Origin of the sequence: Streptomyces sp. HPF1205 (genome assembly GCF_020400825.1) — a bacterium.
GTDB lineage: Bacteria > Actinomycetota > Actinomycetes > Streptomycetales > Streptomycetaceae > Actinacidiphila.
Genome location: NZ_JAINVH010000012.1, coordinates 130,854 through 154,973, shown reverse-complemented (window position 1 = coordinate 154,973; position 24,120 = coordinate 130,854). Strand labels below are relative to the sequence as shown.

Here is a 24,120-nt window from a genome sequence, read left to right as displayed (position 1 = left end):
CGTTCACACCCATCCCTGGACCTCCGACGGAGTCAGGGATCGTTCGAGCTTGAGGTATTCGGTGCGGGTGGCGGCGAGCATGTGCCGCATCTGCAGCGGGCGGCCCTCCTCGGCGGCGAGGAACGCACCCGCCAGGGCGATGTTGCGGATGGAACCGCCCGCGACGGTGAGCTGGGCGAGGAGTTCGGGGTCGATGTCCTTGGTCGGTGTGCGGGCCGGGATGACGCGGCGCCAGATCTGGGCGCGTTCGGCCACGGACGGGAAGGGGAAGTCGACGACGAAGCGGATGCGGCGCATGAAGGCGCTGTCGAGGGCTTTCTTCATGTTCGTGGTGAGGACGGCCAGTCCCCGGTACGCCTCCATGCGCATCAGCAGGTAGCTGACTTCGAGGTTGGCGTAGCGGTCGTGGCTGTCCTTGACCTCGCTGCGCTTGCCGAACAGCGCGTCGGCCTCGTCGAACAACAGCAGCGCGCCGCCTCGTTCGGCGGCGTCGAAGACGCGGCGCAGGTTCTTCTCGGTCTCTCCGATGTACTTGCTGACCACCTGGGACAGGTCGATCACGAACAGGTCCACGCCGAGTTCGCCGGCCACGACCTCGGCGGCCAGCGTCTTGCCGGTGCCGGAGCCGCCCGCGAAGAGCGCGGTGACTCCGAGCCCGCGCCGCAGGACGTTCTCGAAGCCCCATTCCTGGTGCACGGTCGAGCGCTGCCGTACGTGGGCGACGACCTCGTGGAGCACGGCCCGCTGGCGTTCGGCGAGCACGAGGTCGTCCCAGGTCGCCCGGGGTTCGACACGCCGCCCCAACTCGTCGAGGGCCATGCGGGCCTCGGCGAGCCCGGCGTGCCAGGCCAGACGGGTGGGGTCGTCGCCCCCGGCGCGTCGTACGGCGCCGGCGGCGTCGCGGATGACGTGCCCGGGCAGGGAGAACTGGGCCACGAGGTCGCGCAGGTCGTGTTCGCCGAGCCCCGGCACGCCGTCGAGGGCGTGCCTCCAGATCAGCAGCTGCTCGTCGGGGGTCAGCGGCGGTACGGTCACTCGTTCGGCCCGCACCCGGGCCCCGGGACCCTGCGGGTCGGTGCTGGAGAGCACTACGGGTACGGCGAGTGCGGCGGCGAAGGCGTCGGTCGTGGCTGCCGTGCCGCGTGCGGACGGCTCGCCGTGCTCGGCGGCCTCGACGAGGAGCGCAGCGGGCAGCAGGATGGCTTCGCGCTGCCAGAGCCGGGCGAGTTGGTCGCGTTCGGCGGGGTCGCCGGGGAGATGGTCGGCGTCGACCGCGTACAGGCCGATCCCGACCTCCCGGGCCGCGGCCGCGGCGACGTCCCAGCGGCTGCGGCGGTCGGCTCCGGTCAGTTCGACGTGCGGCGGCCCGTCGGGCGCGGCCTCGTCCCAGGCCACCGCGACGGCTTGCGCGCAGGCCGTGTGGGCGGGCGCGAGGGCGGCGGAGGGTGCGGGAACGCGGGTCAGCAGGCCGTGCAGCCGTACGTCGAGGTAGGGAACGCCGACGAGGAAGTGCAGGACGCGTTCGTCGATCCGCAGCCGGGAGGCGGTCAGGGCCGCTTCATCGTCCAGCTCGACCAGCCGCCAGCGGCGCAGCGGCGCCACCGGGGTGAGCGCGCTCCAGTGCGGCTCGGCCAGGGCGGCGAGCGCGAGGGCGAAGGTGGGGTACGGGCGGGCCGGGTCAGCGGCAGCGGCCGCGCAGCGGCCCCCGGTGGTGGCGTCCACTTCCGCGGCCGCGGTGAGGACGAGGACGTCGCGTTCGAAGGGAGTCAGTCCGAAGGAGGAACAGAGCACGTCGAGGGCGCTGCCCGCTACGGGAGCCCGGGCCGCGCCTCGCGCGCCGGCGGCGTCCGCTGCGCGGTCGGCCGCACCGGCCCGTTCATCCGCCTCTCGCGTACCGCCCGCCGGACCGGTCCGCCCGGCCGCGTGCTCGTCGAGGTGCGTCAGGACGGACCGGACGGCCCCGGCGAGCGCCCGCTGGTGCGGATCACCCCGGTCGGTGACGACCGCGTCACCGGCGGCCCCACGGGTGGCGGCCCGGTCGCCGTCGCGATGTCCGCCGGCCCGGCCGGCGGCACGCCGGCTCCCTCCGGAACGCGCTGCCCGTGCCGCTTCCTCCCCAGTCACCGCTCATCCCCCCCGTCAGCCCTGCTCGGTGGTGCCCGTGGTCGCCGGTTGCGTGACGGGCGGCACCGAGGGAACGGCGCGCACCGTACGGGTCCGGACCGGCTTGCCGGTGACGGGCTTGCCGCGTCCTTCGATCAGGACGGCGATGCCCTGGTAGACGAGGGAAAGGGCGTAGGGCGTCTGGTTCTGGTAGAGCATCCCCCACAGCTTCGAGGTGTCGTCGATGTCGAGCGCGGTGGGCGTGAACCGCACCCGCTGCGGCGAGTCGGCCAGGTCCGAGCCGTGCAGGTACGGCTGCTCCGCCGCCGCCTCGATCAACGTCCTGGGCAGGACGGGGTTTTCGTGGAGGGTGCGCACGACGCAGCCGAGCAGCCGCTGCGGGATCAGTTCCGCCTCGTCGCCGTAGAAGCTGATCAGGAAGTGCAGGTCGAGTGCGGCGGCGGGCCTGGTGAGCACGGTGCCGTCGGCGGCGCGGGTGGGCGCGTCAGCGTTGCGCAGCGAGGCGTTGGGCGTGACCTGGTACAGAAAGATGGTGATCGTCGGATCGGCCGGCGGGTCCGTGGGCGGCTTGCGCGCGGCGACGTCGACGGCGAAGGGGATGTCCGGCGCGAGCGACTGCGCGATCAGCTGCCGCAGTCCCTCGGTCACGGTGGCCACGGCGAGGGTGTTGCTCACCGCTGCTCCTCCCCCCGGGTCAGGTACTTCTCCAGGCTCAGCACGGGGGTGGCACGGACCGCGCGTCCGGCGCGGTCCGGGCGGCGCTCGGCGCCGGGACGCCGGCCGGCGGCCGTGACCTCCAGGCGTCCGATGCTGACGTGGACGATCCGCTCCGGTGGCTTCGGGCGGCTCGCGGGCTGCCGCGCGGCGGCGGTCGCGGGCCGGGCGGGCGTACGGGGCGGGGTGGTGGCGGGCGGTGCGGCCAGGGCCGCCGCGGACTCGCGGATCACCACGCGCTCCCGGCCCTCCCGCGGTTCGCTCCGGCCCCGCTGTTCCTGCCTCGGCGCCGCTGTCTCCCGGCGGGCCCCCCGTTCCCCCTCACGAACCGCCGCGGCGGCGGGCTCGAACCTCGGCACGGCTGGGGCCACGAGCGCGCCCTGCTCCGGTGAGGCCGTCTCGCGCACCACCAGGGGAACGCGCGCCGCGGCGGGTTGCCCGGGCCGCGCGACCGGCGCGGTGACGGCCGGCCCGGCTGCCGGTGCCGCCCGTACCAGGGGGGCCGAGGGCGGTGGCGCGGGCCGTTCGGTGTCAAGGAGCGGCGGGTCGGCCTGCGGGTCGCGCGTGTCGAGGCGCTCGAAGGGGCCCGGCAGGCGCGGCCGGGCCCGCGGCGCCCCACCGGCGTCCGGTGCGTGGCGCGCCACCAGGCGGTCGAAGAAGTCAGGCATCGGCACACAGCTCCAGGTAGTAGCGGCGCCGCAGCGGGCTGAGCGCCAGGATCTCGGGCTCGCTCCAGCCGTAGGCGGTGGCCAGCAGATGGACGTCGAGCAGGGTGCCGCGCGCCCAGGCGTCCAGTTCGGCCCACAGGTACGAGGCGATGTCGAGTTCGGCGGCCGCCTGGTGGCCGCAGGAGGGGCAGGCGACCTTGAGCGTGACGTCGGCGCGCGGGTCGGCCTCGGCGGCTGCCGCGGCGACCCGCTGCCTTACGTCTTCCGGCAGTTGTCCCGCCTCCACGGCCTCGCCCGCCCGGTCCGCCGCCAGTACGCACCGCTCGGCCAGCATCGTGGCGGCACGTGCGGCGGGCGCCGTTTCGGCCACGGCCAGGTCGCCGGTGGTCGGCAGGCGGAAGCGGACGTTCCATTCGCCGTGCTCCACCGTGAACTCGTCGCGGGACGCGCCCTCGGTGGCGGCGATACGGCGGGCGGCGAGGTCGAACTCCATCTCCTCGGCACACTGGCGGCAGGTCACGCGCACGTTCATCCGGTCGCCGAAGAGCGCCGCGCGCAGTTCGTACAGGTCTGCGTCGCGCTGCCCGACCGGCACGGCCATCAGTTCGGCGGTGGCAGCCGCCGGGCGGGCGGCGGCGTGCAGCAGCAGCGCGCGTGACACGTTCCCGGCCGCCAGCCCCGCCTCCCAGGTGGCCAGGAGCGCGTCGGCCGCGGGGGTCGCTTGCGGACTCACGTGCGGTTAGGCGGGGTTGGTGAAGGAGGGCTCTTCGGGTTCGGGCACCTCGCCGTCGCGTTCCCAGCCCTCGCACTCCAGCTTCAGGGACTGGATGGCGACCGCGTTGGCGTTGGCGTCCATCTCGCCGAGGATCTGGTACTCGCTGGGCCACGCGCGGTAGACCTTGTGCGCGACGGCGACCTGACCGGCCTCGTTGAGCACCTGGATGACCAGGTCCTTGCGGAAGTCGGCGAGGGAGACCTCGGAGCCGCGGCCCGCGCCGACCTGCCAGACCTTGTTGGCCCAGCGGTCGAAGTCGGGGTCGTGGGTGACCCCGCGCTCCAGGGTGATCGCTTCGAACTCGCTTCGCCCCGGCGACTTGCGCGGGGAACTCGGGTCTCCTCCGCTGCGGTGCTTGACCACTTCCGTGGTGCGCTTGAGCGGGCTGATCTTGCTGATGCCCGCGACCACGCGGCCGTCCCACACGACAAGGAACTTGAAGTTCTTGTAGGGGTCGAACCGCTGTGCGTTGACGGTGAACTCGGCCATGAAGCTTCCTATACCTCGAACTGTCCGGCCAGCTGTTCGATCTTGACGATCACGAATTCCGCGGGCTTGACCGGCGCGAATCCGACGAGGACATTCACCACGCCGCGGTCGATGTCGGCCTGCGTCGTCGTCGACATGTCACATTTAACGAAATACGACTCGCGGGCCGTGGTCCCCTGGAATGCGCCCTGCTGGAAAAGGATGTGCAGGAACGCCCCGACGTTGAGCCGGATCTGCGACCACAGGCGTTCGTCATTGGGCTCGAACACCACCCATTTCAGACCGCGGTACAGGCTCTCCTCGATCATCATCGCGAGCCGGCGCACCGGGACGTACTTCCACTGCGAGGACAGCGCGTCGGCGCCTTCGAGCGTGCGCGCCCCCCACACCACGTTGCCGACGACCGGGAAGGTGCGGAAGCAGTTGAGGCCCAGCGGGTTGAGCAGTCCGTTCTCACGGTCGGTCAGCGACACGGTGAGGTCGCGCACTCCGCCCAGGACGGATTCGGTTCCGGCCGGCGCCTTCCACACACCGCGCTCGCTGTCGGTGCGGGCGTAGATGCCGGCCACGGCACCGGAGGGCGGGAAGCTGCGCAGCCGCCCGGTGAGCGGGTCGACCAGCTCGATGGCGGGGAAGTACAGGGCGGCGTGGCTGCTGCGGACGGAGTCGAAAGCGGGCAGGCCTGCGCGTGCGGCGTCGAGGCCGGTCCATGTCGCAGGGGCGTCGGCGATGACGAAGAGCCGCTTGTCCTCGGCGAGCACCTCGGCCGCGGACAGGACGGTGAGCTGGTCGTCGACGTTCCGGTACGCGGAGATCTCCGGCAGGACCAGCAGGTTGACGTCCTGAACGTCCCGCAGCGCCTGGAGGCCGGTCTTGGCCGCCTCACTGCCGATCAGGTCGGCCGGACCGGGGGCGCCGCCGTCCTCGCCACCGGCGAGTGCGAACACCGACGGGTTGACCGAGGCCTCCAGGCCGAGGTTGTTGGCGGCCTCGCCGAGGAAGCGGACGGTGTCGGCCGGGTCGGTGGAGCCGGCCACGACCTGCAGGCGGTTGCCGAACGCGGTCACTCGGGTGCCGGCGAAGACACGTCTGCCGGGAGCGTCGGGCAGGGCGCGCAGCTTTCGTTCGAGCAGCAGGGCGACGTCCGTGACGGTGGCCGGGGCGGTCCCGTCGCGGTCCGCCTCGTAGATCTTGAGGGTCCGCTCGTCCTGGCCGATCTTGACCTGGACGTCCTTGGTGAGGTCGGGCAGCGGGGTGGCGAACGGCTTGGACACCGTGCCGACCGGGTCGGGACACTCCTCGGCGAGGACCTTGACGGTGATCAGCGCCGAGCCGTCGTTGACCACGGCTTCGGCGAACGACGGCTGTCCGGCTGTGGCGGACAGCCCGGTGAAGACCTCGCGGGCACTGCCGGAGGTGTCGAAGATCTGCAGGTTGAAGGTCTGGTCGGGGGTGGTGGTGTTGTAGTCGACCACCACCCGCAGTCCGCCGCCCCACGCTCCGGGCTCCTGGGCGGTGATCCGCAGCGCGGCTGTCGCGGTGCTGCTCTGGGTGGAGTTCAAGGTGACGGCCGCGGACTGTCCGGTGCCGGCGGCGACCGCCCGTACCACGACGGCGACCGAGCCGCCGTTGACGAAGAACTGCTGGACGGCGTAGCTGACCGCACTGAGCGGGTCGAGCCCGCCGAACCGCCGTTCGTAGTCGGCGTAACCGGTGATGGTGACAGGGCTGTTCACAGGCCCCCGGCGCGTCTGTCCGACGAAGGCGGTGACCGAGGTGGTCACCCCGGTGATCGTGCGGACACTGCTGGGAAGTTCTTCGATGTATACGCCGGGGTACGTGGGTGTCGTCGGCAATTCCCCCTCCTATCCCTCTGCAGCGCCGAGGGGCGCCGGCAGTCATGGGGAATGCCGTACGGACGGCTACCGGAATCGCCATCGCGTGCCCCCGGCACAGCGATTCCACATCCCCCCCTGGGCACACGGCACATGAGCCGGTCCGGTGGCTGCGTCCAAGTTTCACCACCATTTTGATTGGGCGTCAAGAGGCCGGAAGGCACCAATTCCGGAAGCCGGTCAGGTGGAGCGGTCATTCATGGCAGCCGCTATCCCTCCGGCCTGGTTTCACCATGTCCGCCGACGCCGATACGCACGCCGTGGGGAATTCGTGGAGAATATGGAATGATGATCCACCTATCAGTTTGCCGACCCTTCAACCGCCTTCCGGAAGTGACGAATAATCCACCGCGGGCTCCGTCGGCTGATCGCCCGCCCCGGGCCCCGGTTCCGTCCCCGACCGCGGGAGGGCGGAAGGGTACGAAGGCGGCCGGGCGGCGCCGAGCGCCCACCCCCACCGCGCGCCGAAGCGGTGTTCGAGAAAGCGGAACACCATGTAGTAGACGGTGCCGAAGCCGGTGGTGAGCGCCGAGGTGGCCGTCGCGTTGTCCAGGTGCAGTCCGAGCCGTGCAGCCTGCACTCCTGCGAAGGCCACCAGGTAGGGCACGCAGGTGCGCCACAACGACAGTGCGATCGTGTACAAGGGTCCCCCCGGGGGTGTGTCTCCGAACGGTGACGGGCCGTCAGGTGACGGTGAACCCGTGGGCGCGACCGAGCCGGGTCAGCGACTCGTTCCCCGGGATGCCGTCGGCCATCTGCCCGGTGTAGCCGTAGCGCCGCTGCAGTGCGGCGTAGGCCGTGATGGTCTTCGTGCCGAACGAGCCGTCGGCCCGCTGCCGCTCCAGCAGGCCCTCGGCGACCAGGGCGAGCTCCACCGTGAACACGGGGTCGGGATGGCTCTTCGGCTTCCCCTGCCCGCCGGGGTCGTGGCGGGCGGCGGCGACCAGGTCCGCATGGGCGACGGCCGCCAGCGGGATCGCGCCGCCGAAGAGCCGGCGCAGGGACGTCTCTCCGGGGACGCCGTCGGCGTCGGTGCCCTTGTACCCCAGGCTGCGCTGGAAATCGGCGTAGTTGAGAGTGTCGGCCTGGCCCCAGTCCGGTCCTGGCCCCTTGGCGTAGTGCTTCCCGAACCCGGCGGCCACCAGTGCCTGGCCGACCGCTGTGACGTGTGGGCCGTGCGCGCCGTCCCCGTAGCGGAGACCGCCGATCGTGCTGTGGCCGCCGCCCGTGGGGGCCGGGGAGGGTACGGGACCGGTGCGGGGGTTCTGCGGGCCCGCCGGACGCGGAGCGCCCGCGCGCACCCAGGCGTAGAGCACCGGGCCGGGGCAGTCGGTGGCGTAGCCGTCCCTGTGCCCCTTGATCTCCGCTCCGGCCGGGCCCTCGGCACGGCAGTACTCGACCGCGTCACGCAGGCCGTTGAGCTGGTCGGACGTGGGGTGCGTGGAACCCTCGGACCCCAGCAGCGCGCAGACCGCGTAGTGGGCCTCGTTCAGCGGGACGTCACCGTTGGCGCTGTTGCGCCCGCTCAGGCCGCGTCCCTCGAAGACGTACCCGTGCTCGCACACCACGAAGCTGTAGCCGATGTCGGACCAGCCGTCGTGGCCCATGTGGGAATCCTGGATCTTCCGCACGTACGCCGCGCAGGTGCCGTGGTCCCCGAAGGAGTACCTGGTGCCGAGATAGTGGATCTTCACCCCGGCCCGCGGACCGTGGTAGGGGATCGAGCCGTTCGGCTCACGCCACGCGCGGGCGCCCCACTGCTCGCGGGTGACCAGGCGAAGTCCCGGCCAGGGCGCGGGCCCGGGTGCCGGCTTCGGGACGGGAGCGGGCGCGGGCTTCGGAGCGGGCTTCGGGACGGGCGGCTGCGGAGTGGGCCGTGGTGCCGGAGTGCCGGTGTGACCGGCCCAGGCGCGCAGCTCCTCCAGTGAACCGTGGTACACGTCCTTGTCCAGCGGGCGGCTGGTGTACTGGTGGAAACGCCATGCGGCTCTGATCCGCGGCGCTCCGGCCCGGACGTAGTCCGCGATCCACAGGAAGTCGCCGGCGCTGTCGTCGGTCCGCAGCCAGTAGTCCCTGTCGGTGTACAGACCCACCCGGCAGCCGCGGTAGCGCTGGGCCACCGCGGTCAGCCACCGGTTCTTCACCGCGGTGGCGTGCGCATCGCTCACGTGCTGGCCGTAGGGCTCGAAGTCCAGCGCCAGCAGCTCGCCGGCCGGAACCCGCCCCACGACCCGGCAGAAGTGCTCGATCTCCCCTTCGACCGGATTCTCCGCGTGCAGGAAGTGATAGTGCCCCACCACCAGCTTCCGCCGCCTGGCCTCCGCAAGCTTGGCCCGATACCCCGACTGCTCGGTGTGCCCCCCTTCGGTCGCCTTGATGAAGACGAACTGCGCGTCCCCCGGAATACCCGACTGGTAGTCGGACACGTCGTAACCGACAGCGTTCACCGGCCCCTTCTCCTCCCCCTTCACCCCGTTGTGGGCGGAGATACCCATGCTGCGGTCTCATCCGTCGTTCCTGCCCCATCATTTGCGCCTTCCCCACATATGGGACGCATGCCTCCGCATCGTTGCCCCAGCGGGCGCCCCGGCCCCGGGCACTCACCAGGCCGCCGTACGGCGGATCGCGCGCTCCCCCGTTCACGCGGTCCGCGGCTGAGCACCTCAGTTGGTCGAAGCGCCTCTTCGAACGAGGTCAGGCCGGTGTCGATGAGCCCGGCCGCACGGCGGACGTCGGCGGTGACCACCTCATGGATGCGTGTCGGCGTGCGGGCGCCGTCCAGGTACGTGCCAAGGCATGGGAACCGGATCGACCACGGTCCGAGCAGGGCGGCCGCCGCGATCCGGCCGGCCGCCACCTTTCGACCCGGTCGATCACCGGCTGCGCCACGCGGTCGAGTGCGGGATCGACCGCCTCAAGAGGCACCGCGCCGTCGCTGCGTGATTGGGGCCGGGGCCGCCCGGGAGTCCGACTGGACGCACTGGGCGGACCAGCCGTCGCCGTGCCGCGCCCACTCCCCCTGCCGGTCGAATCCGCACTCACGCAGCTTGTCGTCGACCTCGGCCGGAGGCCGGCCGCCGTCCGGTCGCCCCGCCGCCAAGGTGACGACGACCGAGTCCACCTCGCCCCGGTCCGGGTGGTCGTTCAAGCTCTCCACGGCCAGATGCCACTGCCCGTCCGACCACACGGCCTGGGCGCGATAAGGCGGCACACCCGCGCGTCCGCCCGCCGCCGCACCCGCCCTGTCACGCTCCGACGCCGCCTCCGGCGTGAAGCGGGGTGCCGGCTCAGTCATGCGGGCCTCCTTATCGTTCCGTCAGAAAGCGTGTGCCCGCCCCTTCGTCCCGCATGCCCCGGCCCCCGCGGCACGGTACGGCAAGCCGTCATCGCCCCGTCAGCCGGTGGCGGCGGCGAGGAACTCCGTGACGGTGACGGCTGTCGGCCAGCCCCGCCGGGCCGGCCGTACACCCGCGGGAACGGGGCCGCCGCGCACGAGCCCACCAGGCCCGTGCGCCGCCACCGGCGGCCACCTCCTCGTCCGTGCCGTGAGCATTCCTCGCCCTCGCGTCGCCGGACTCCTCACGTCCGCGACGCCGGCCGCCGGATCGGTCCGCGGACTGCTTCGTTCCGGCCCGGACCGCGATAAGTCTACCGGTGTATACTTAACGGGACGGACACACTTCCCCGGGTCGTACCGACGCGGGGAGCCTGAGAAAGGAAGCGGAACATGGACCTGAAGCTGAAGGGCAGGCGTGCACTCGTCACGGGTTCCAGTGCCGGGCTCGGCGAGGCCACCGTGAAACTGCTGGCGGCCGAGGGGGCCGCGGTCGTGGTACACGGCCGCGACAAGGACCGCGCCGAGAAAGTGGCCGACGACATCCGCACGGCCGGCGGAACCGCCACCACGGTGCTGGGCGACCTGTCCACCGACGAAGGGGCCGCGAACGTCGCCCGGGCGGCGACCGCGGACGGGCCCGTCGACATCCTCGTCAACAACGCCGGCTTCTACCGGCACCTGTCCTGGGCGCAGGCCGGACCCGACGAATGGCTGGACACCTACAACGTCAACGTCGTCTCCGGCGTGCGCATGATCCAGCGCCTCGTCCCCGCGATGCGTGAACGCGGCTGGGGCCGGGTCGTCACCATCGGCGGCGGCCTCGCCTCCCAGCCCATGAACACCCACCCGCAGTACAACGCGACACTCGCCGCCCGGCACAACCTCGCCGTGTCACTGGCCCGCGACCTCAAGGGCACCGGGGTCACCTCGAACGTGGTCTCGCCCGGGGCGATTCTCGTCGAGGCGACCAAGGAACTCGTCACGAACATCGGACCCGCCCGCGGCTGGGGAAACACCTGGGAAGAGATCCGGCCCAATGCCGTGAACTCCCTGATCCCCAACGACCAGGAGCGTTTCGGCGAGCCCGACGAAATCGCGGCCGCGGTCGCCTACCTGTGCAGCGACTACGCACAGTACGTCAGCGGAGCCACCATCCGCGTGGACGGCGGACTCATCCGCTCCGCCTTCTGAGCCCGCACCTGAGTCCGCGCGGCGACCGGTCACGGCCGGTCGGGATCCTCCAGCACCACACGCAGGACCTCCTCCAGGCGGCGGGCGAGGTCGTCCGCGTCGGCCTCGACCAGTGCGGTGGTGCCGAGGACCTTCCGCATCAGCCATACGCCGGCGATCACCGACAGGGCCAGCGCCGAGCGCTCCCCCGCCTGGTCGCCCGTGAGCATCTGCGCCAGTTCCCGCTGCACATGCCGCTCGATGCCGTCACGGGCGATCTCGGCGGTGCGCGGGTTGGGCGCCGACCGCAGCATCAGCAGGAACGGGCTGAGATGGTCGGCTTCCGGGCCGGTGCGCTCCACCAGCGACCTGGCGATGTCCCGGCTCAGCGTCGCCGGATCGTCCGTGACGACGGTTCGCGGGGCGAAAGCGACGTCCACGCACTCGGCGAAGAGCCGTTCCTTGGATCCGAAGTAGCGGTTGACCAGCATCGCGGTCACGCCCGCGTCGCGGGCGATGTCGCGCACGCCCGCGGCGTCGTAGCCGACACGCGTGAAAGCCTCCACGGCCGACCTGAGGATCGCCTCACGGGTCGCCTCCGCGTTGCGCGGCCGCTTGACCACGGGGGGATCGGACGGCGACCGGGGCGATTCACTGCGCATGCCGGGAAAGTCTAGCGAGCCGCGACAGGCGAGTCTACAGCCGTAGACGAGACCCCCGAAGGCTGCGGCGGATATCCGGCGGGGTTGTGCCCGCCGGGGGGGTGATTGAGCCGGACCGGCCGGCGTGCAAACATGACAGGACGATTCGGCCCCGGCAGGTTCCCGCCCGTCCGCCGCACGGCCCGGACGGTCGGCAGCACGTGCCGACACGTGTGCGCGGGCCGCCGTATGCCGGCGCAAGTGAGAAGGAGACCGCACCGCATGGTGGAGCCGAGAGGAGACGGTCCGCGCCCCGCCCAGGAGGCGGTGTCGGCGGCCCTCGACCGCGCCGCCGCGGTGGCGGGCCTCAACGCGTTCATCACCCTCGACGGCGGGCGGGCGCTGGACGAGGCGGCCCGCCACGACGCCCGGGGCAGCCGCGACCGCTGGTGCCTGGTCGTCAAGGACAACATCCATGTCGCGGGACTGCCCAACAGCGCGGGCACCCCGGCACTCAAAGGCTTCGTCCCGGACCGGGACGCGCCCGTCGTCCGGACCCTCCGGGCGGCCGGGGCGATCGTGCTGGGCAAGACGAACATGCACGAGCTGGCCCTGGGCGCCACCTCGTACAACCACACCTTCGGCGCGGTCGGCAACGCCGCCGATCCCGGGCTGTTCGCCGGCGGCAGCAGCGGTGGTACGGCGGCCGCCGTGGCCGCCGGGGTGGTGGACGCCGGCCTGGGCACCGACACGGGCGGCTCGGTGACGATCCCGGCCGCGCTGGGCGGGATCTACGGCCTGCGGCCCACTGCCGGACGGTACCCGTCGGCCGGGATCACGCCTCTGTCGGTCACCAGGGACACACCGGGTCTTCTGGCGCGCGCCCTGGAGCGGATCGCGGCGCTCGACTCCCTGATCACCGGGGAGACCGGGAGCGCGCGGGATCCCGGACGCCCTCTGCGACTGGGCATGCCGAGACATGTGTTCGCCGAGGATCTGGACGACCCGGTCGCGGCCGCCTGGCAGGAGGCCGTCGAGCGGCTCGCCGCGGACGGCGCCGAGTGGGTCCCCGTGGACACCGCCCATCTGGTCGAGTACGACGCCCGCGTGGGAGTCCCGCTCGTGTTCGGCGAGTTCGCCGCCGCTTTCACCCGCTACCTCGACGAACACAGGGCGGGTCTCACCCTGTCCGACGTGCTCGACGCGGCCGCCGACCCCGGCATCGCGGGCATGCTCAGGGAAGGCGCGCTGCCCACCGGTTCGGCGTACACGGGGCCGGACGCCCTGCGCGCGGCGCTCGCGGAGCGCCGCGCGATGCAGGCCGCCTTCGACGATCTCCTCGACGGGAACGGCCTGGACGCCGTCCTCGGCCCCGCGGTGCCCGTGGTCGCGCGGCCGCTGCACCGGCACGAGCAGACGCTGCCGCTGAACGGCCGTGAGGTGCCCACCTTCTTCACGCTGATCCGCAACACCTCCCCCGCGGCCACCGCGGGCATGCCGTCGGTGGCCGTGCCCCTCCCGGTCACCGCGCCGTCGCCCCCGGTCGGCCTGCAGCTGACCGGGCGCCGCGGGTCCGACAGGGCGCTGCTGTCGGTGGCGGGGCGCGTCGACGCCGTCCTGCGGCGGGGGCACACGCGGTAGTACGCGGCCGGGCGGCGCGGTGGGGGCGCGCGCGGCCCGTGCAGCATGGGCGGGGCCGGATCGCGTCCACCGGCCCCTTCGAACGCGCCTGGGGCCGTTGCCGTCGGAAGGTGAACCGCCCGCCCGGGAGTCCTGCGGTGACTTACGTACATGGGCGCGCGTGCCGGCCGGCGCGGGTGTGAGCGGCAGTCAATCGACGGACGACGCCGGTCCTGCGTGACGACAGGGTGGGAGACCTCAGCTCATTCCCCGCTCCACACGAAGGACACACATGACCAGCACATGGTTGATCACCGGCGCGTCCCGGGGTTTCGGGCGCGCCCTGGCGGAAGCGGTTCTGGACAGCGGTGACCGGCTGGTGGCGACCGCGCGCCGCCCGGAGCAGCTCGACGACCTCGTCTCGCGCTACGGCGAGCGGGTGCGCGCGGTGGCCCTGGACGTGACGGACGCCGCCGCGGCCCGCAATGCGGTACGGGCCGCGGTGGACGCCTTCGGCGGTCTGGACGTGGTCGTCAACAACGCCGGCTACGCCAACAGCGCGCCCATCGAGGAGATGGCGGAGGACGACTTCCGCGCCCAGTTCGAGACGAACTTCTTCGGGGTCGTCAACGTCACCCGGGCCGCCCTGCCGGTGCTGCGCGAGCAGCGCTCGGGAACGTTCCTGCAGTTCTCCTCGCTCGGCGGCCGGGTGGGCGGCACGCCGGGCATGGGTGCCTACCAGAGCGCGAAGTTCGCCGTGGAGGGGTTCTCCGAGGTCCTGGCGGGCGAGGTCGCCCCGTTCGGGATCCGGGTCGTCATCGTCGAGCCGGGCGCCTTCCGCACGGACTGGCAGGGCTCCTCGATGGAACTGCACGCCGTGGGCCCCGACTACGAGCAGACCGTCGGCGCCATGAACACCTACCGGGCGCGGAACGACGGCACGCAGCCCGGGGACCCCGTCCGTGCCTCCCGGGTCCTGATCGATGTCGCCCGCCACGACGACCCGCCGCGCCGGCTCCTGCTCGGCGCCCAGGCCGTGGCCATGGCCCTGGAAGCGGGCGAGGCCCGCTCCGCCGAGACCAGGAAGTGGGCCGAGGCCAGCAGCGCCGCGGACTTCCCGGCATGCTCCGGACTTCTTGGCGCGGCTCCGTACCCCCTGGCGCGGCTCCGGACCTCGGGGCACGGGCTGCCCGCGTAGTCGCGCACTTCCCCGCAGAGGTACGGACTCACCGCGAAGCCGAGGACTCCCCGGGGCAGGCGCACCGCACCCGTCGTCCCTCTCCCGCCACTCCCCCCTTCCACCGCACCACCCCACTCTTCCGATCCGAAGGAGATACCCACATGTCCCGCAAGACCTGGCTGATCACCGGCGCGTCCAGCGGCCTGGGCAAGGCCCTGGCCGAACACGTGCTGGCGCGCGGCGACCAAGTGGTGGCGACCGCCAGCTCGACGCAGGCCACCACCGAACTGGCCGCGCGCCACCCGCGCACCGCGCTCGCGCTCGAACTCGACGTGACCCGGCCCGCCGACCACGCGGCCGCCGTACGGGCCGCCGAGGAGCGCTTCGGCGGCATCGACGTCCTGGTCAACAACGCCGCGATCGACTTCGTCGGCGCCCTGGAGGAGCAGGAGGAGTGCGACTACCGCCGGCTGTTCGAGGTCAATTTCTTCGGCGCGGTCGCCCTCACCCGTACGGTGCTGCCCGGCATGCGCGCCAGGCGCAGCGGCGTCATCGTCAACGTCTCCTCCATGGACGGCCTGGCGAGCCTGCCCGCGAACGGTTACTACTCGGCGAGCAAGTTCGCGCTGGAGGGCTTCACCGAGGCGCTGTGGCAGGAGATCGAACCCCTCGGCCTGCGCGCGATGATCATCCAGCCCGGCTCCTTCCGCACCGGCATCGAGAACCGGACCAGGGCCTCCGGAGCGGCCATCGAGGACTACGCCGCCACGTCCGGAGCGTTCCGCGCCATGATGGGCAGCCTCACCCCCGAGATGTTCCCCGGCGACCCGGAGCGGGCCGCGGAGGCGGTCTACGAGGCCGTCAACGCGCCCGAGCCGCGGCACTGGGTCGTCCTGGGCAGTGACGCCCAGCGGCGCATCGGCGTCAAACTCGACCTGCTGCGGGCCGAGTTCGAGGCGGGCAGGGAGCTGGCACACAGCACGGACTTTCCCGGCGCCGCCGACAACGCGGTGCTCTGAGCCCCGCCGGCCGCACGCCCCGCGCCCGGGGCCGGTGGTCCCCGTACGCCCGTTACCGGCCCGGGGCCACCCGCCCCGTACGCGCGCTCCGTATCCCCCGAACCCGCACACACAATCCGAGCACGGAATCCGAGGCACCGTCATGAGCAGAACATGGCTGATCACGGGAACTTCCCGCGGACTGGGCCGTATCCTCGCCGAGTCCGTCCTGGCGGCCGGCCACAACGTGGTCGCCACCGCCCGCAGTACCGAGTCGCTGAACGCCCTCGTCGGCGCGTACGGCGGCCGGGTCCGGCCGGTCGCCCTGGACGTGACCGACGCCGCCGCGGCCCGCAGCGCCGTGCGGGCCGCGGTGGACGCCTTCGGCCGTCTGGACGTGGTCGTCAACAACGCCGGCTACGCCGACATGGCCGCCGTCGAGGACATGTCCGAGCAGTCCTTCCGCGACCAGGTCGACACCAATCTCTTCGGCGTCGTCAACGTCACCCGGGCCGCCCTGCCCGTTCTGCGGGAACAGGGCGGCGGGCACATCATCCAGATCTCGTCCGTCGGCGGACGCGTGGGCGTGCCGGGCCTGGCGGCCTACCAGGCGGCCAAGTGGGCGGTGGGAGGTTTCTCCGAGGTCCTGGCCCAGGAGGTGGCCCCCCTCGGCATCAAGGTCACCGTCGCCGAACCGGGCGGCATGCGCACCGACTGGGCGGGCTCCTCGATGGCCACCCCGCCGGTCGGCGCGCCGTACCGGGGCGTCGTCGGCGCCGCCGTCGAACGGATCCGCGGCGCACACGGCACGGAGCCCGGCGATCCGTACCGCATCTCGCGCATCCTGCTGGACATCACCGAGACCGACGACCCGCCCCTGCGCCTGCTGCTGGGCAAGGACGCCGTCGCCGTCGCCCGGCGCATGGCCGACCGGCTCGCCGCCGAGGACGCGCGATGGCGGCACGTCAGCGAATCCGCGTGAGCCGGGCCGGGGCCGCCGCACGGTGACGGCGAGGGCGTACGGGGGGCCGGGCGCGGCCCGCCGGACCCGTAGACGGCCGGGCGCTCGGGCGGCCGTCGTACGGGTCCGGCGGCCGGAGAAGCCGTTACGGCGGCAGGTGGTCCGGTCCACCTGCCGCCGTCGGCGGTTCCGTTCGGGCTTGTCTTCGGATCAGACGGTGATGGTCTTGTACTCGGTGTAGGTGCCGAGGCCGACCGCGCCGTACTCGCGGCCGATGCCGCTGGCCTTGAAGCCGCCGAAGGGTCCGTCGAAGCCGATGGGGGCGCCGTTGACCGTGACGGTGCCGGTGCGGATGCGGCGGGCGACGTCCAGGGCGTGGGCCTCGTCGCGGGACCAGACGCCGCCGGACAGGCCGTACTCGGAGTCGTTGGCGATGCGCACGGCGTCGTCCTCGTCGTCGTAGGCGATGACCACCAGGACCGGGCCGAAGATCTCCTCCTGGGCGATGCGCATGGTGGTGTCGACGTCGGCGAAGAGGGTCGGGGTGACGTAGTTGCCCTGCTCCAGCCCCTCGGGGACCTGCGGGCCGCCGGTGACGAGGCGGGCGCCTTCCTTGATGCCCAGCTCGATGTAATCGCGGACCCGCTGCTGCTGGTCGGGGCGGATCATCGGGCCGATGAAGGTGTCAGGCCGGGTGGGGTCGCCCACCTTCAGCGACTCCACGAGATCCTTCAGCGCGGCGACGACCTCTTCGTAGCGGTCCCGGGGGGCCAGGATCCGGGTCTGCGCGATGCAGGACTCGCCGTTGTTGAGCAGCGAGCCGAATTTCAGGCCCGCGACCGCCTTGTCGATGTCGGCGTCGGGCAGGATCACGGCGGCGGACTTGCCGCCCAGTTCCAGGCTCACCCGCTTGAGCTGCTCGCCGGCGATCGAGGCGATACGGCGGCCGGCCCGCGTGGAGCCGGTGAAGGCGATCTTGTCGACCTCCGGGTGCGAGACGAGGTACTCGCTGGTCTCCCGGTCGGCGGGCAGGACGCTGACGACGCCCTCGGGCAGGCCGGTCCGCTCCAGCAGTTCGGCCAGCAGGCCCATGCTCAGCGAGTTCTCCGGGGACACCTTCAGGACGACGCAGTTGCCGGCCAGCAGGGCGGGGATGATCTTCGAAGTGGCCGAGGAGAACGGCGAGTTCCAGGGGATCACCGCGGCCACCACACCGACCGCCTCACGGCGCACCACGCTGCGGAACGGGGACGCCGGATCGGAGGGCGCCAGGGTCTCCTCCCAGCCGAACTCCTCGGCCGCCTTCAGGTAGGCGTTCGCCTGCCGGGTCAGACCGGGCTGGCCGGCCCGGGTGAACCAGCCCGCAGAACCGTTCTCCGCCGTGATCAGGTCGGCGATCCGCTCCGCGTTCTGCTCGCGCAGGGCGTTGAACCGCCGCAGGACCGCGATGCGCTCCGCCGGCGGTGTGCGACGCCACACACCTTCCTCGAACGCCGCCCGCGCCGCGGCCACGGCACGGTCCACGTCGGCGGGCTGTGCCTGCGCGGCCAGACCGATCAGCGACCGGTCGTGCGGGGAGCGGATCTCCAGCAGGTCCGGGCTGCTCGGCGCCGCCCAGGAGCCCGCGACGAAGAGCTTGTCGTAGGTGATCATGTGCCTTCTCCTTCGAACCGAAGCTGACCCAACTTGGCTTAACTGTCACTTCAGCGTAGCGCTTATATTCGATATATGCACATCCGAGGGCGAGATTCATATCTCATTGTCCACATCGAAGCTACGCTTGAGCCATGAGAGCCGACGCCGCACGCAATCTGGAAGCCGTTCTGAGCACGGGGGCGCGCATGCTCGCCGCCGACCCCGGCGCGAGCGTCGCGAGCATCGCCGCCGAGGCGGGCGTGGACCGGCGCACGGTCTACCGGCGTTTCGCCTCCCGCGAGGAACTGCTGGCCGCCATCCACACGTCCCGCCTCACGGCCATCGAGCGGGCCATCGAGGACGCCCGGCTGCGCGACGCGCCCGTCGCCGTCGCCCTGCACCGCTACGTCGAGAACATCATCGCCGTCAATCGCGCCTGGCCCGTCGACCTCGCCCGCATGCTGGCCGACGACGCCGTCCACGCCCGCCGCGACGCCGCCGTCGCCGAGGTCGAGACGTTCCTTCAGCGCGCCACCGACGAGGGCCTGCTGCGCCGCGAACTGCCGCGGGAATGGGCCGGGCCGCTGCTGCCGGAACTGATGAGCCTGGCGGCACACACGCGGGCACACCTCAGCCCCGGGCAGGCGGCCGACCTGGTGGTCGACACCTTTCTGCGTGGCGTCGGCGCGTCCGGCGGAGGGGAAGCCGACCGGGACGGCGGGTGACGCGGGCCGCACGCGCCGGCCATGAACGGGTGCTGCGCTGCCGCCGTCCTGGTCCACCGGCCGCCGGGCCCGCACCTCCGCACGATCGACACGTGAGAACACGTTGTATGTTTCTCTTCGCGTTCCCCGCGGAAGCGGAGCGGGGACCAGCGATCCGAACAGACCACTGCACATCGAAGGCAGGCCACACGTATGACACTGACGACGACTCCGTTCGGCATGCGCGCCACCGCCACTGAGGTACTCGACGGGGTCGACCTGAGTGGGCGCCGGATGATCGTCACCGGAGGATCCTCCGGTCTCGGCGTGGAGACGGTTCGCGCGCTCGCCGGTGCGGGAGCGCAGGTGACGATCGCCACACGTAATCCCGCCGCCGCCGAGCCACTGGTCAAGGAGTTCCCGGGAACGCGGGCCGTCGAGCTCGACCTGTCCGACCTGACGTCCGTCCGCGCCTTCTGCGACGCCTGGAGCGGGCCCGTCGACGGCCTCGTCGCCAACGCCGGAGTGATGATGCTCCCGACCCGGCAGGTCAACGCCCAGGGCTGGGAGATGCAGCTCGCCACCAACTACCTGGGCCATTTCGCCCTGGCCGTCGGTCTGCGCACCGCGCTGCAGGCGGCCGCGGCGCCGCGCGTGGTCGTGGTCAGCTCCGGCGCCCAGCTGCGGGCGGGGTTCGACTTCGACGACCCGCAGTTCGAGCGGCGCCCCTACGACCCGTTCGTCGCCTACGCACAGTCCAAGACCGCCGGCGTACTGCTCGCCGTGGGGATCAGCCGTCGGTGGGCCGAACACGGCATCGCCGCCAACGCCTGCGCGCCGGGGTGGATCCACACCAATCTGGCGCGCCATCTCGACCGGGCGACCATGCAGGCCCTCGGTGCCATGGACGCGGACGGCAACCTCGTCACCCCCGACTACTACAAGACCCCGGCCCAGGGGGCGGCGACCACGGTGCTGCTCGCCGCTTCGCCGCTGCTCGACGGCGTGACCGGACGGTACTTCGAGGACAACCAGGAATCGGAGGTCGTCGAGGGCGGCCCCGACGTGATGGCGGGTGTGGCGAGGTGGTCGGTCGATCCTGCCGCCGCGGACCGGCTGTGGGACCACGCCCTCCCCGCGGTGCGCTGACCCGGTGCCCCTGCGCCCGGCGGGGGACGGGCCGCGGGGAGCCGCACACCGCGAACACGGCCGCGGCCGGCGCCCGGTGAGGGCGCCGGCCGTCTGCGTGCTACGGGGGCGGCGGGTCAGGTGCCACGGGGCCGGGTTCCCGGCCTGCCGGTCTCAGGCGGCCGAGACCGTCTCCTTGGTGCCGGCGGGGCCGGCGGCGCGGGTCGCCCCCTGCCCGGTCCTGCGGGCGGGCTTGAGGAAGAGGGCCAGCAGGGTGCCGACGACGAGGGCGGGCGAGATCCACAGGTAGCCGGTGGCGGTGGCGTGGGCGAAGGCGCCCAGCGCGACGTCGCGCAGGCCGGCCGGGAGAAGGGCGACGGTGTCGGGGCGGGCGGGGTCGAACCCTCCGGCGGTCGGCAGCCCGTGGGTGCGGTCGGCGAAGCCGGTGTTCAGCAGGGTGCCGAAGACGGCGACACCGAAGGCCGCGCCGATCGAGCGCGCGAAGGTCACCGCGGCGCTCGCGGCGCCGAGGTCGGCGGCGGGGACGCTGTTCTGCGCGGTGGTCAGCACGACCGTGGGGACCATGCCGATGCCGATGCCGGTGATGAGGAAGTAGACGCCGAGGACCAGGGTGTTGGTGGCGGCGCCGATGGTGCCCAGCAGGAGCAGCCCGGCGAGGTTGGCGAGCAGGCCGCCGAGGAGGATCGGACGCAGCCGGCCGGCGTGGGCGGACCAGCGTCCGGCCAGGGACTGGCTGACGACCAGGCCGGCGACCAGGGGCAGCATGTGGATGCCGGACAGGGTGGCCGAGACGCCGTGGACGATCTGCAGGTAGGTGGGCAGGTACACCAGGACCGCGAACATCGCCGCGTTGGCGACGAACCCGATCAGCGAGGAGAAGACCACGGTCCTGGAGGAGAACACGGAGGGCGGCAGGACCGGGGCGGCGGCGCGGCGCTCGACGGGCACCAGCACGGCGCCCAGCACGACGGTGGCGGCGATCAGGCCGATGATGGCCGGCGACGCCCAGCCCCAGCGCTGGCCGAAGGAGGTGACCAGCACCAGGCCGGTGGCGATGGCGGCCAGTACCGCGGCGCCTGCGTAGTCGATACGTGCCTTGGTGCCCGAAGTGGCGGCCGGCAGTGCCCGGGCGGCGATGACCAGGGCGACGGCTCCGACGGGCAGGTTGACCAGGAACGCCCACCGCCAGGAGAGCTGGTCGGTGAAGACGCCGCCCAGCAGCGGGCCGACGATGCTGGCGACGCCGTAGACCGAGCCGAACATGCTCTGGTAGCGGCCGCGTTCGCCGGGGGCGACGATGTCGCCGACCAGGGCGAAGGTCAGCACGATCATGCCGCCGCCGCCCATGCCCTGCAGCACACGGGCACCGATCAGCTCGGGCAGGTTCTGGGCGATGCCGCAGGTGACCGAGGCGATCAGGAAGATGGTGGTCGAGGCCAGGTACAGGCGCTTGCGGCCGAACATGTCGCCGAGCTTGCCCCACAGCGGTGTGACCGCGGTGGAGGCCAGCAGATACGCGGCGCTGACCCACGCGATGTCGGCGAACCCGTTCAGGTCCTCGGCTATGCGCGGCAGCGCCGTCGACACGATGGTCTGGTCGAGGGCCGCCAGGAGGACCGCCAGGACCAGTGCGCTCATGGCGGCGCGGACACCTCCGGTTCCGGGATGGGAGGACTGCTGTGCCTTCGACATGGACGAGTGCCCTTCTACGCGGGTGCCAGTAGTGGCGCACGAACCGCCCACAGGGCGCTTCTGACTCGTACAGCTGGCACTATCAATTCGATCTGTCGCTTCACTGTAGCACTTCCAATGGGAAGGTGCACACGCGAGCGATCCGAAGCGTCCGACTCCGCGGCGAACGAATATGTGTGTCGCGGACCGGGCGGCCCGCCGACCGACCCTTCCACCAGCACTTCCCCATCACCCGGCGCGAGAGGGCACCCATTGATCACCTGTTTGACAGGTGACGGGCCGTGTGCGAGGGTCGTCGCGCCACACACCGCGGTGACCTCCTACGGAGCAGGGAGCGGGCCCGGGCACGGGCCGGTCACCGGAGAACGCACGACGGAGGGTTTTCACATGATCAACAGGCGCACTTTCGGCAAGGCCGTCGGCCTGGGCACCGGCGTGGCGGCGGTCTCGCTGTCCGGCCTGCCGGGCAGCGCGTCCGCAGCCACCGTCTCAGCCACCGCCTCCCGGCCGACGGGCGGCACGCCCGCGCCCACCGTCCCCTACGTCGTCCCCGGCACCCACACCGGCTTCACCACGCTCAAGCAGGTCGAGGCCGGCGTCCTGGACATCGGCTACGCCGAGGCCGGTCCCGCGCACGGCCCGGTGGTCGTCCTCCTGCACGGCTGGCCGTACGACATCCACAGCTACGTCGACGTCGCCCCGCTGCTCGCCGACCTGGGCTACCGCGTCATCGTCCCCTACCTGCGCGGCCACGGCAGCACCACCTTCCTGTCCCGGCGCACCCCGCGCAACGCCGAGCAGTCCGCGATCGCCCTCGACATCATCGCGATGATGGACGCCCTCAAGATCGACAAGGCCCTGTTCGCCGGCTTCGACTGGGGCTCGCGCACCGCCGACATCATCGCGGCGCTGTGGCCCGAGCGCGTGACGTCCCTGGTCTCCACCACGGGCTACGTCATCACCAACCTCAGGGCCCAGCTGACGCCCGCCGCGCCGGCCGTGGAGCACAACTGGTGGTACCAGTGGTACTTCGCCACGGACCGCGGCAAGCAGGCCATGGAGAACGAGGAGCAGCGCATCGCCCTGTGCCGCTACGTGTGGACGCTCGTCTCCCCCGGCTGGGACTTCGACGACGCCACCTTCCAGCGCACCGCCCAGGCTTTCAAGAACCCCGACTACGCCGCGATCGTGCTGTACAACTACCGCTGGCGCATCGGCCTGATCGACGGCGAACGCCGCTACGAACGGTACGAGACGCAGCTCGCCGCGCAGCCGTCGATCGGCGTGCCGACGATCACCCTCGACCCCGCGCTGGACCCCTTCACCCCGCCCGGCGACGGCGCCGGCTACCGCGGCCACTTCACCGGGCCCTACGAGCACCGCACCATCGCGAACATCGGCCACAACCTGCCGCAGGAAGCGCCCACCGTCTTCGCCCAGGCCGTCGTCGACGCCGACCACCTCTGAAACCCCACGCGGGGCACCGCCGCCGGATCGTCACACCGGTCCGGCGGCCGGGACGCACGCGCGGCCGGGACGGCAGAAACCGTCCCGGCCGCGTGCGTGTTCAGGACCGGTCGCGTTCGCGTCCGGAACCGGTCGCGTCCGCGTTCAGGCCTGTTCGCGCCGGGGGAGGCGCCAGTTGGGGCGGGGGAAGTGGCAGGTGTAGCCGTCGGGGTAGCGCTGGAGGTAGTCCTGGTGCTCCGGCTCCGCCTCCCAGAAGGGACCGGCCGGCACGACCTCGGTCACCACCGGCCCCGGCCACAGCCCGGACGCCTCGACGTCGGCGATGGTGTCCCGCGCGACGCGCAGCTGCTCGTCGTCCAGGTAGAAGATGGCCGAGCGGTAGGAGGCGCCCACGTCGTTGCCCTGCCGGTCCTTCGTGGTCGGGTCGTGGATCTGGAAGAAGAACTCCAGGATCGCGCGGTAGTCGGTGACCGCGGGATCGAAGGTGATCTCGATCGACTCCGCGTGCCGTCCGTGGTCGCGGTAGGTGGGACGCGGCTTGCCGTCGTCGCCGCTGTACCCCACCCGCGTGGCCACCACGCCGGGAAGTTTGCGGATCAGCTCCTGCATGCCCCAGAAGCACCCGCCCGCCAGCAGCGCCCTCTGTTCGATGTCGCTCACGACGTCCTGCCTTTCTGTCCGTGACGGATCACCTCTTCCAGCGTTGCGCACCGGGCGACTATTCCCGTTCGTCACCGCCTTGACAGGTGATGAACGATCCGCCGAGGCCGGCGAGGCCGAGCAGGAAGGCGGTGGCCGCGAGCAGCGGAATGCCCAGTGCGTCGAGCGCGGCCGCTGCCGCCGGCATCGCGAGCAGCGCCCCCGTTTCCGCCGGGCCGCCGGGGTGGGCGTCCGAGGAGGT

At 72.2% G+C, this 24,120-nt stretch carries 22 protein-coding genes; 8 read left to right on the top strand and 14 right to left on the bottom strand.

Annotated features, from left to right (window positions below):
* Positions 1 to 3: 3 nt before the first annotated feature.
* The 9 genes from K7G61_RS16220 to K7G61_RS16180 form a co-directional block, all read right to left on the bottom strand.
* A complete protein-coding gene (locus tag K7G61_RS16220) occupies positions 4 to 2,124 on the bottom strand; it encodes an ATP-binding protein (RefSeq protein WP_225847550.1) in 2,121 nt (706 codons plus the stop codon).
* A gap of 15 nt (positions 2,125 to 2,139) precedes the next feature.
* Positions 2,140 to 2,799 (bottom strand): DUF4255 domain-containing protein, encoded by a 660-nt coding sequence (locus tag K7G61_RS16215; RefSeq protein WP_225847549.1) that lies wholly within the window; start codon positions 2,797 to 2,799, stop codon positions 2,140 to 2,142.
* Complete coding sequence (locus tag K7G61_RS16210; protein WP_225847548.1) at positions 2,796 to 3,506, bottom strand: hypothetical protein; 711 nt, start codon at positions 3,504 to 3,506, stop codon at positions 2,796 to 2,798. Before K7G61_RS16210 ends, K7G61_RS16215 begins: the two co-directional genes overlap by 4 nt.
* On the bottom strand, positions 3,499 to 4,239 hold the full coding sequence (locus K7G61_RS16205; RefSeq protein ID WP_225847547.1) for a hypothetical protein: 741 nt from the start codon (positions 4,237 to 4,239) through the stop codon (positions 3,499 to 3,501). Before K7G61_RS16205 ends, K7G61_RS16210 begins: the two co-directional genes overlap by 8 nt.
* A gap of 6 nt (positions 4,240 to 4,245) precedes the next feature.
* The gene (locus K7G61_RS16200) at positions 4,246 to 4,770 is read right to left on the bottom strand and encodes a phage tail protein (protein WP_225847546.1); all 525 of its coding nucleotides are present in this window, start codon (positions 4,768 to 4,770) and stop codon (positions 4,246 to 4,248) included.
* An 8-nt stretch (positions 4,771 to 4,778) separates the two neighbouring features.
* A complete protein-coding gene (locus tag K7G61_RS16195) occupies positions 4,779 to 6,626 on the bottom strand; it encodes a phage tail sheath C-terminal domain-containing protein (protein ID WP_225847545.1) in 1,848 nt (615 codons plus the stop codon).
* 355 nt (positions 6,627 to 6,981) lie between these two features.
* Positions 6,982 to 7,308 carry a hypothetical protein gene (locus K7G61_RS16190; RefSeq protein WP_225847544.1) on the bottom strand — a complete coding sequence of 109 codons (327 nt, stop codon included), beginning with the start codon at positions 7,306 to 7,308 and terminating at the stop codon, positions 6,982 to 6,984.
* 40 nt (positions 7,309 to 7,348) lie between these two features.
* Entirely contained in the window at positions 7,349 to 9,160 is a 1,812-nt protein-coding gene (locus tag K7G61_RS16185; protein WP_225847543.1) for a peptidoglycan-binding protein, read from the bottom strand.
* A gap of 419 nt (positions 9,161 to 9,579) precedes the next feature.
* Positions 9,580 to 9,960, bottom strand: coding sequence for a hypothetical protein (locus tag K7G61_RS16180; protein WP_225847542.1), 381 nt, complete (start codon positions 9,958 to 9,960; stop codon positions 9,580 to 9,582).
* A gap of 432 nt (positions 9,961 to 10,392) precedes the next feature.
* Here K7G61_RS16180 and K7G61_RS16175 point away from each other — a divergent pair, with 432 nt between their 5' ends.
* Positions 10,393 to 11,193 carry an SDR family NAD(P)-dependent oxidoreductase gene (locus tag K7G61_RS16175; protein ID WP_225847541.1) on the top strand — a complete coding sequence of 267 codons (801 nt, stop codon included), beginning with the start codon at positions 10,393 to 10,395 and terminating at the stop codon, positions 11,191 to 11,193.
* Between the two features lie 29 nt (positions 11,194 to 11,222).
* On the opposite strand, the gene K7G61_RS16170 is transcribed toward K7G61_RS16175, so the two are convergent.
* On the bottom strand, positions 11,223 to 11,834 hold the full coding sequence (locus tag K7G61_RS16170; protein WP_225847540.1) for a TetR/AcrR family transcriptional regulator: 612 nt from the start codon (positions 11,832 to 11,834) through the stop codon (positions 11,223 to 11,225).
* A gap of 261 nt (positions 11,835 to 12,095) precedes the next feature.
* Here K7G61_RS16170 and K7G61_RS16165 point away from each other — a divergent pair, with 261 nt between their 5' ends.
* From K7G61_RS16165 to K7G61_RS16150, 4 genes are all read left to right on the top strand, one after another.
* Positions 12,096 to 13,454 (top strand): amidase family protein, encoded by a 1,359-nt coding sequence (locus K7G61_RS16165; RefSeq protein ID WP_225847539.1) that lies wholly within the window; start codon positions 12,096 to 12,098, stop codon positions 13,452 to 13,454.
* A 271-nt stretch (positions 13,455 to 13,725) separates the two neighbouring features.
* A complete protein-coding gene (locus K7G61_RS16160; RefSeq protein ID WP_225847538.1) occupies positions 13,726 to 14,631 on the top strand; it encodes an oxidoreductase in 906 nt (301 codons plus the stop codon).
* 143 nt (positions 14,632 to 14,774) lie between these two features.
* Positions 14,775 to 15,632, top strand: a complete 858-nt coding sequence (locus K7G61_RS16155; RefSeq protein WP_225847537.1) for an oxidoreductase — start codon at positions 14,775 to 14,777, stop codon at positions 15,630 to 15,632.
* A 142-nt stretch (positions 15,633 to 15,774) separates the two neighbouring features.
* Complete coding sequence (locus K7G61_RS16150; protein ID WP_225847536.1) at positions 15,775 to 16,593, top strand: SDR family NAD(P)-dependent oxidoreductase; 819 nt, start codon at positions 15,775 to 15,777, stop codon at positions 16,591 to 16,593.
* 189 nt (positions 16,594 to 16,782) lie between these two features.
* On the opposite strand, the gene K7G61_RS16145 is transcribed toward K7G61_RS16150, so the two are convergent.
* Positions 16,783 to 18,225: an aldehyde dehydrogenase gene (locus tag K7G61_RS16145; protein WP_225847535.1), complete on the bottom strand. Its 1,443-nt coding sequence runs from the start codon at positions 18,223 to 18,225 to the stop codon at positions 16,783 to 16,785.
* A gap of 188 nt (positions 18,226 to 18,413) precedes the next feature.
* Between K7G61_RS16145 and K7G61_RS16140 the strand changes: the two genes are divergently transcribed.
* Together K7G61_RS16140 and K7G61_RS16135 are read left to right on the top strand one after the other, a co-directional pair.
* Positions 18,414 to 18,932 carry a TetR/AcrR family transcriptional regulator gene (locus K7G61_RS16140; RefSeq protein WP_225847603.1) on the top strand — a complete coding sequence of 173 codons (519 nt, stop codon included), beginning with the start codon at positions 18,414 to 18,416 and terminating at the stop codon, positions 18,930 to 18,932.
* 192 nt (positions 18,933 to 19,124) lie between these two features.
* Positions 19,125 to 20,060 carry an SDR family NAD(P)-dependent oxidoreductase gene (locus K7G61_RS16135; RefSeq protein ID WP_225847534.1) on the top strand — a complete coding sequence of 312 codons (936 nt, stop codon included), beginning with the start codon at positions 19,125 to 19,127 and terminating at the stop codon, positions 20,058 to 20,060.
* Positions 20,061 to 20,213: 153 nt separating this feature from the next.
* On the opposite strand, the gene K7G61_RS16130 is transcribed toward K7G61_RS16135, so the two are convergent.
* Positions 20,214 to 21,698 (bottom strand): MDR family MFS transporter, encoded by a 1,485-nt coding sequence (locus K7G61_RS16130; protein WP_263984454.1) that lies wholly within the window; start codon positions 21,696 to 21,698, stop codon positions 20,214 to 20,216.
* A 441-nt stretch (positions 21,699 to 22,139) separates the two neighbouring features.
* On the opposite strand from K7G61_RS16130, the gene K7G61_RS16125 reads away from it, so the two are divergent.
* Positions 22,140 to 23,219 carry an alpha/beta fold hydrolase gene (locus K7G61_RS16125; protein ID WP_225847532.1) on the top strand — a complete coding sequence of 360 codons (1,080 nt, stop codon included), beginning with the start codon at positions 22,140 to 22,142 and terminating at the stop codon, positions 23,217 to 23,219.
* A gap of 144 nt (positions 23,220 to 23,363) precedes the next feature.
* On the opposite strand, the gene msrA is transcribed toward K7G61_RS16125, so the two are convergent.
* Positions 23,364 to 23,879, bottom strand: coding sequence for a peptide-methionine (S)-S-oxide reductase MsrA (gene msrA / locus K7G61_RS16120; protein ID WP_225847531.1), 516 nt, complete (start codon positions 23,877 to 23,879; stop codon positions 23,364 to 23,366).
* 58 nt (positions 23,880 to 23,937) lie between these two features.
* Entirely contained in the window at positions 23,938 to 24,066 is a 129-nt protein-coding gene (locus K7G61_RS36445) for a hypothetical protein (RefSeq protein WP_263984453.1), read from the bottom strand.
* Positions 24,067 to 24,120 lie beyond the last annotated feature (54 nt).

Bases quoted from the DNA above. Each gene is read 5' to 3' on its own strand.
- K7G61_RS16210 (WP_225847548.1), bottom strand. From the start codon at position 3,506: ATGCCTGACTTCTTCGACCGCCTGGTGGCGCGCCACGCACCGGACGCC.
- K7G61_RS16150 (WP_225847536.1), top strand. From the start codon at position 15,775: ATGAGCAGAACATGGCTGATCACGGGAACTTCCCGCGGACTGGGCCGT.
- K7G61_RS16175 (WP_225847541.1), top strand. From the start codon at position 10,393: ATGGACCTGAAGCTGAAGGGCAGGCGTGCACTCGTCACGGGTTCCAGT.
- K7G61_RS16180 (WP_225847542.1), bottom strand. From the start codon at position 9,960: ATGACTGAGCCGGCACCCCGCTTCACGCCGGAGGCGGCGTCGGAGCGT.
- K7G61_RS16165 (WP_225847539.1), top strand. From the start codon at position 12,096: ATGGTGGAGCCGAGAGGAGACGGTCCGCGCCCCGCCCAGGAGGCGGTG.
- K7G61_RS16160 (WP_225847538.1), top strand. From the start codon at position 13,726: ATGACCAGCACATGGTTGATCACCGGCGCGTCCCGGGGTTTCGGGCGC.
- K7G61_RS16170 (WP_225847540.1), bottom strand. From the start codon at position 11,834: ATGCGCAGTGAATCGCCCCGGTCGCCGTCCGATCCCCCCGTGGTCAAG.
- K7G61_RS16185 (WP_225847543.1), bottom strand. From the start codon at position 9,160: ATGGGTATCTCCGCCCACAACGGGGTGAAGGGGGAGGAGAAGGGGCCG.
- K7G61_RS16155 (WP_225847537.1), top strand. From the start codon at position 14,775: ATGTCCCGCAAGACCTGGCTGATCACCGGCGCGTCCAGCGGCCTGGGC.
- K7G61_RS16130 (WP_263984454.1), bottom strand. From the start codon at position 21,698: ATGAGCGCACTGGTCCTGGCGGTCCTCCTGGCGGCCCTCGACCAGACC.
- K7G61_RS36445 (WP_263984453.1), bottom strand. From the start codon at position 24,066: ATGCCGGCGGCAGCGGCCGCGCTCGACGCACTGGGCATTCCGCTGCTC.
- K7G61_RS16125 (WP_225847532.1), top strand. From the start codon at position 22,140: ATGATCAACAGGCGCACTTTCGGCAAGGCCGTCGGCCTGGGCACCGGC.
- K7G61_RS16135 (WP_225847534.1), top strand. From the start codon at position 19,125: ATGACACTGACGACGACTCCGTTCGGCATGCGCGCCACCGCCACTGAG.
- K7G61_RS16140 (WP_225847603.1), top strand. From the start codon at position 18,414: ATGCTCGCCGCCGACCCCGGCGCGAGCGTCGCGAGCATCGCCGCCGAG.
- K7G61_RS16200 (WP_225847546.1), bottom strand. From the start codon at position 4,770: ATGGCCGAGTTCACCGTCAACGCACAGCGGTTCGACCCCTACAAGAAC.
- K7G61_RS16145 (WP_225847535.1), bottom strand. From the start codon at position 18,225: ATGATCACCTACGACAAGCTCTTCGTCGCGGGCTCCTGGGCGGCGCCG.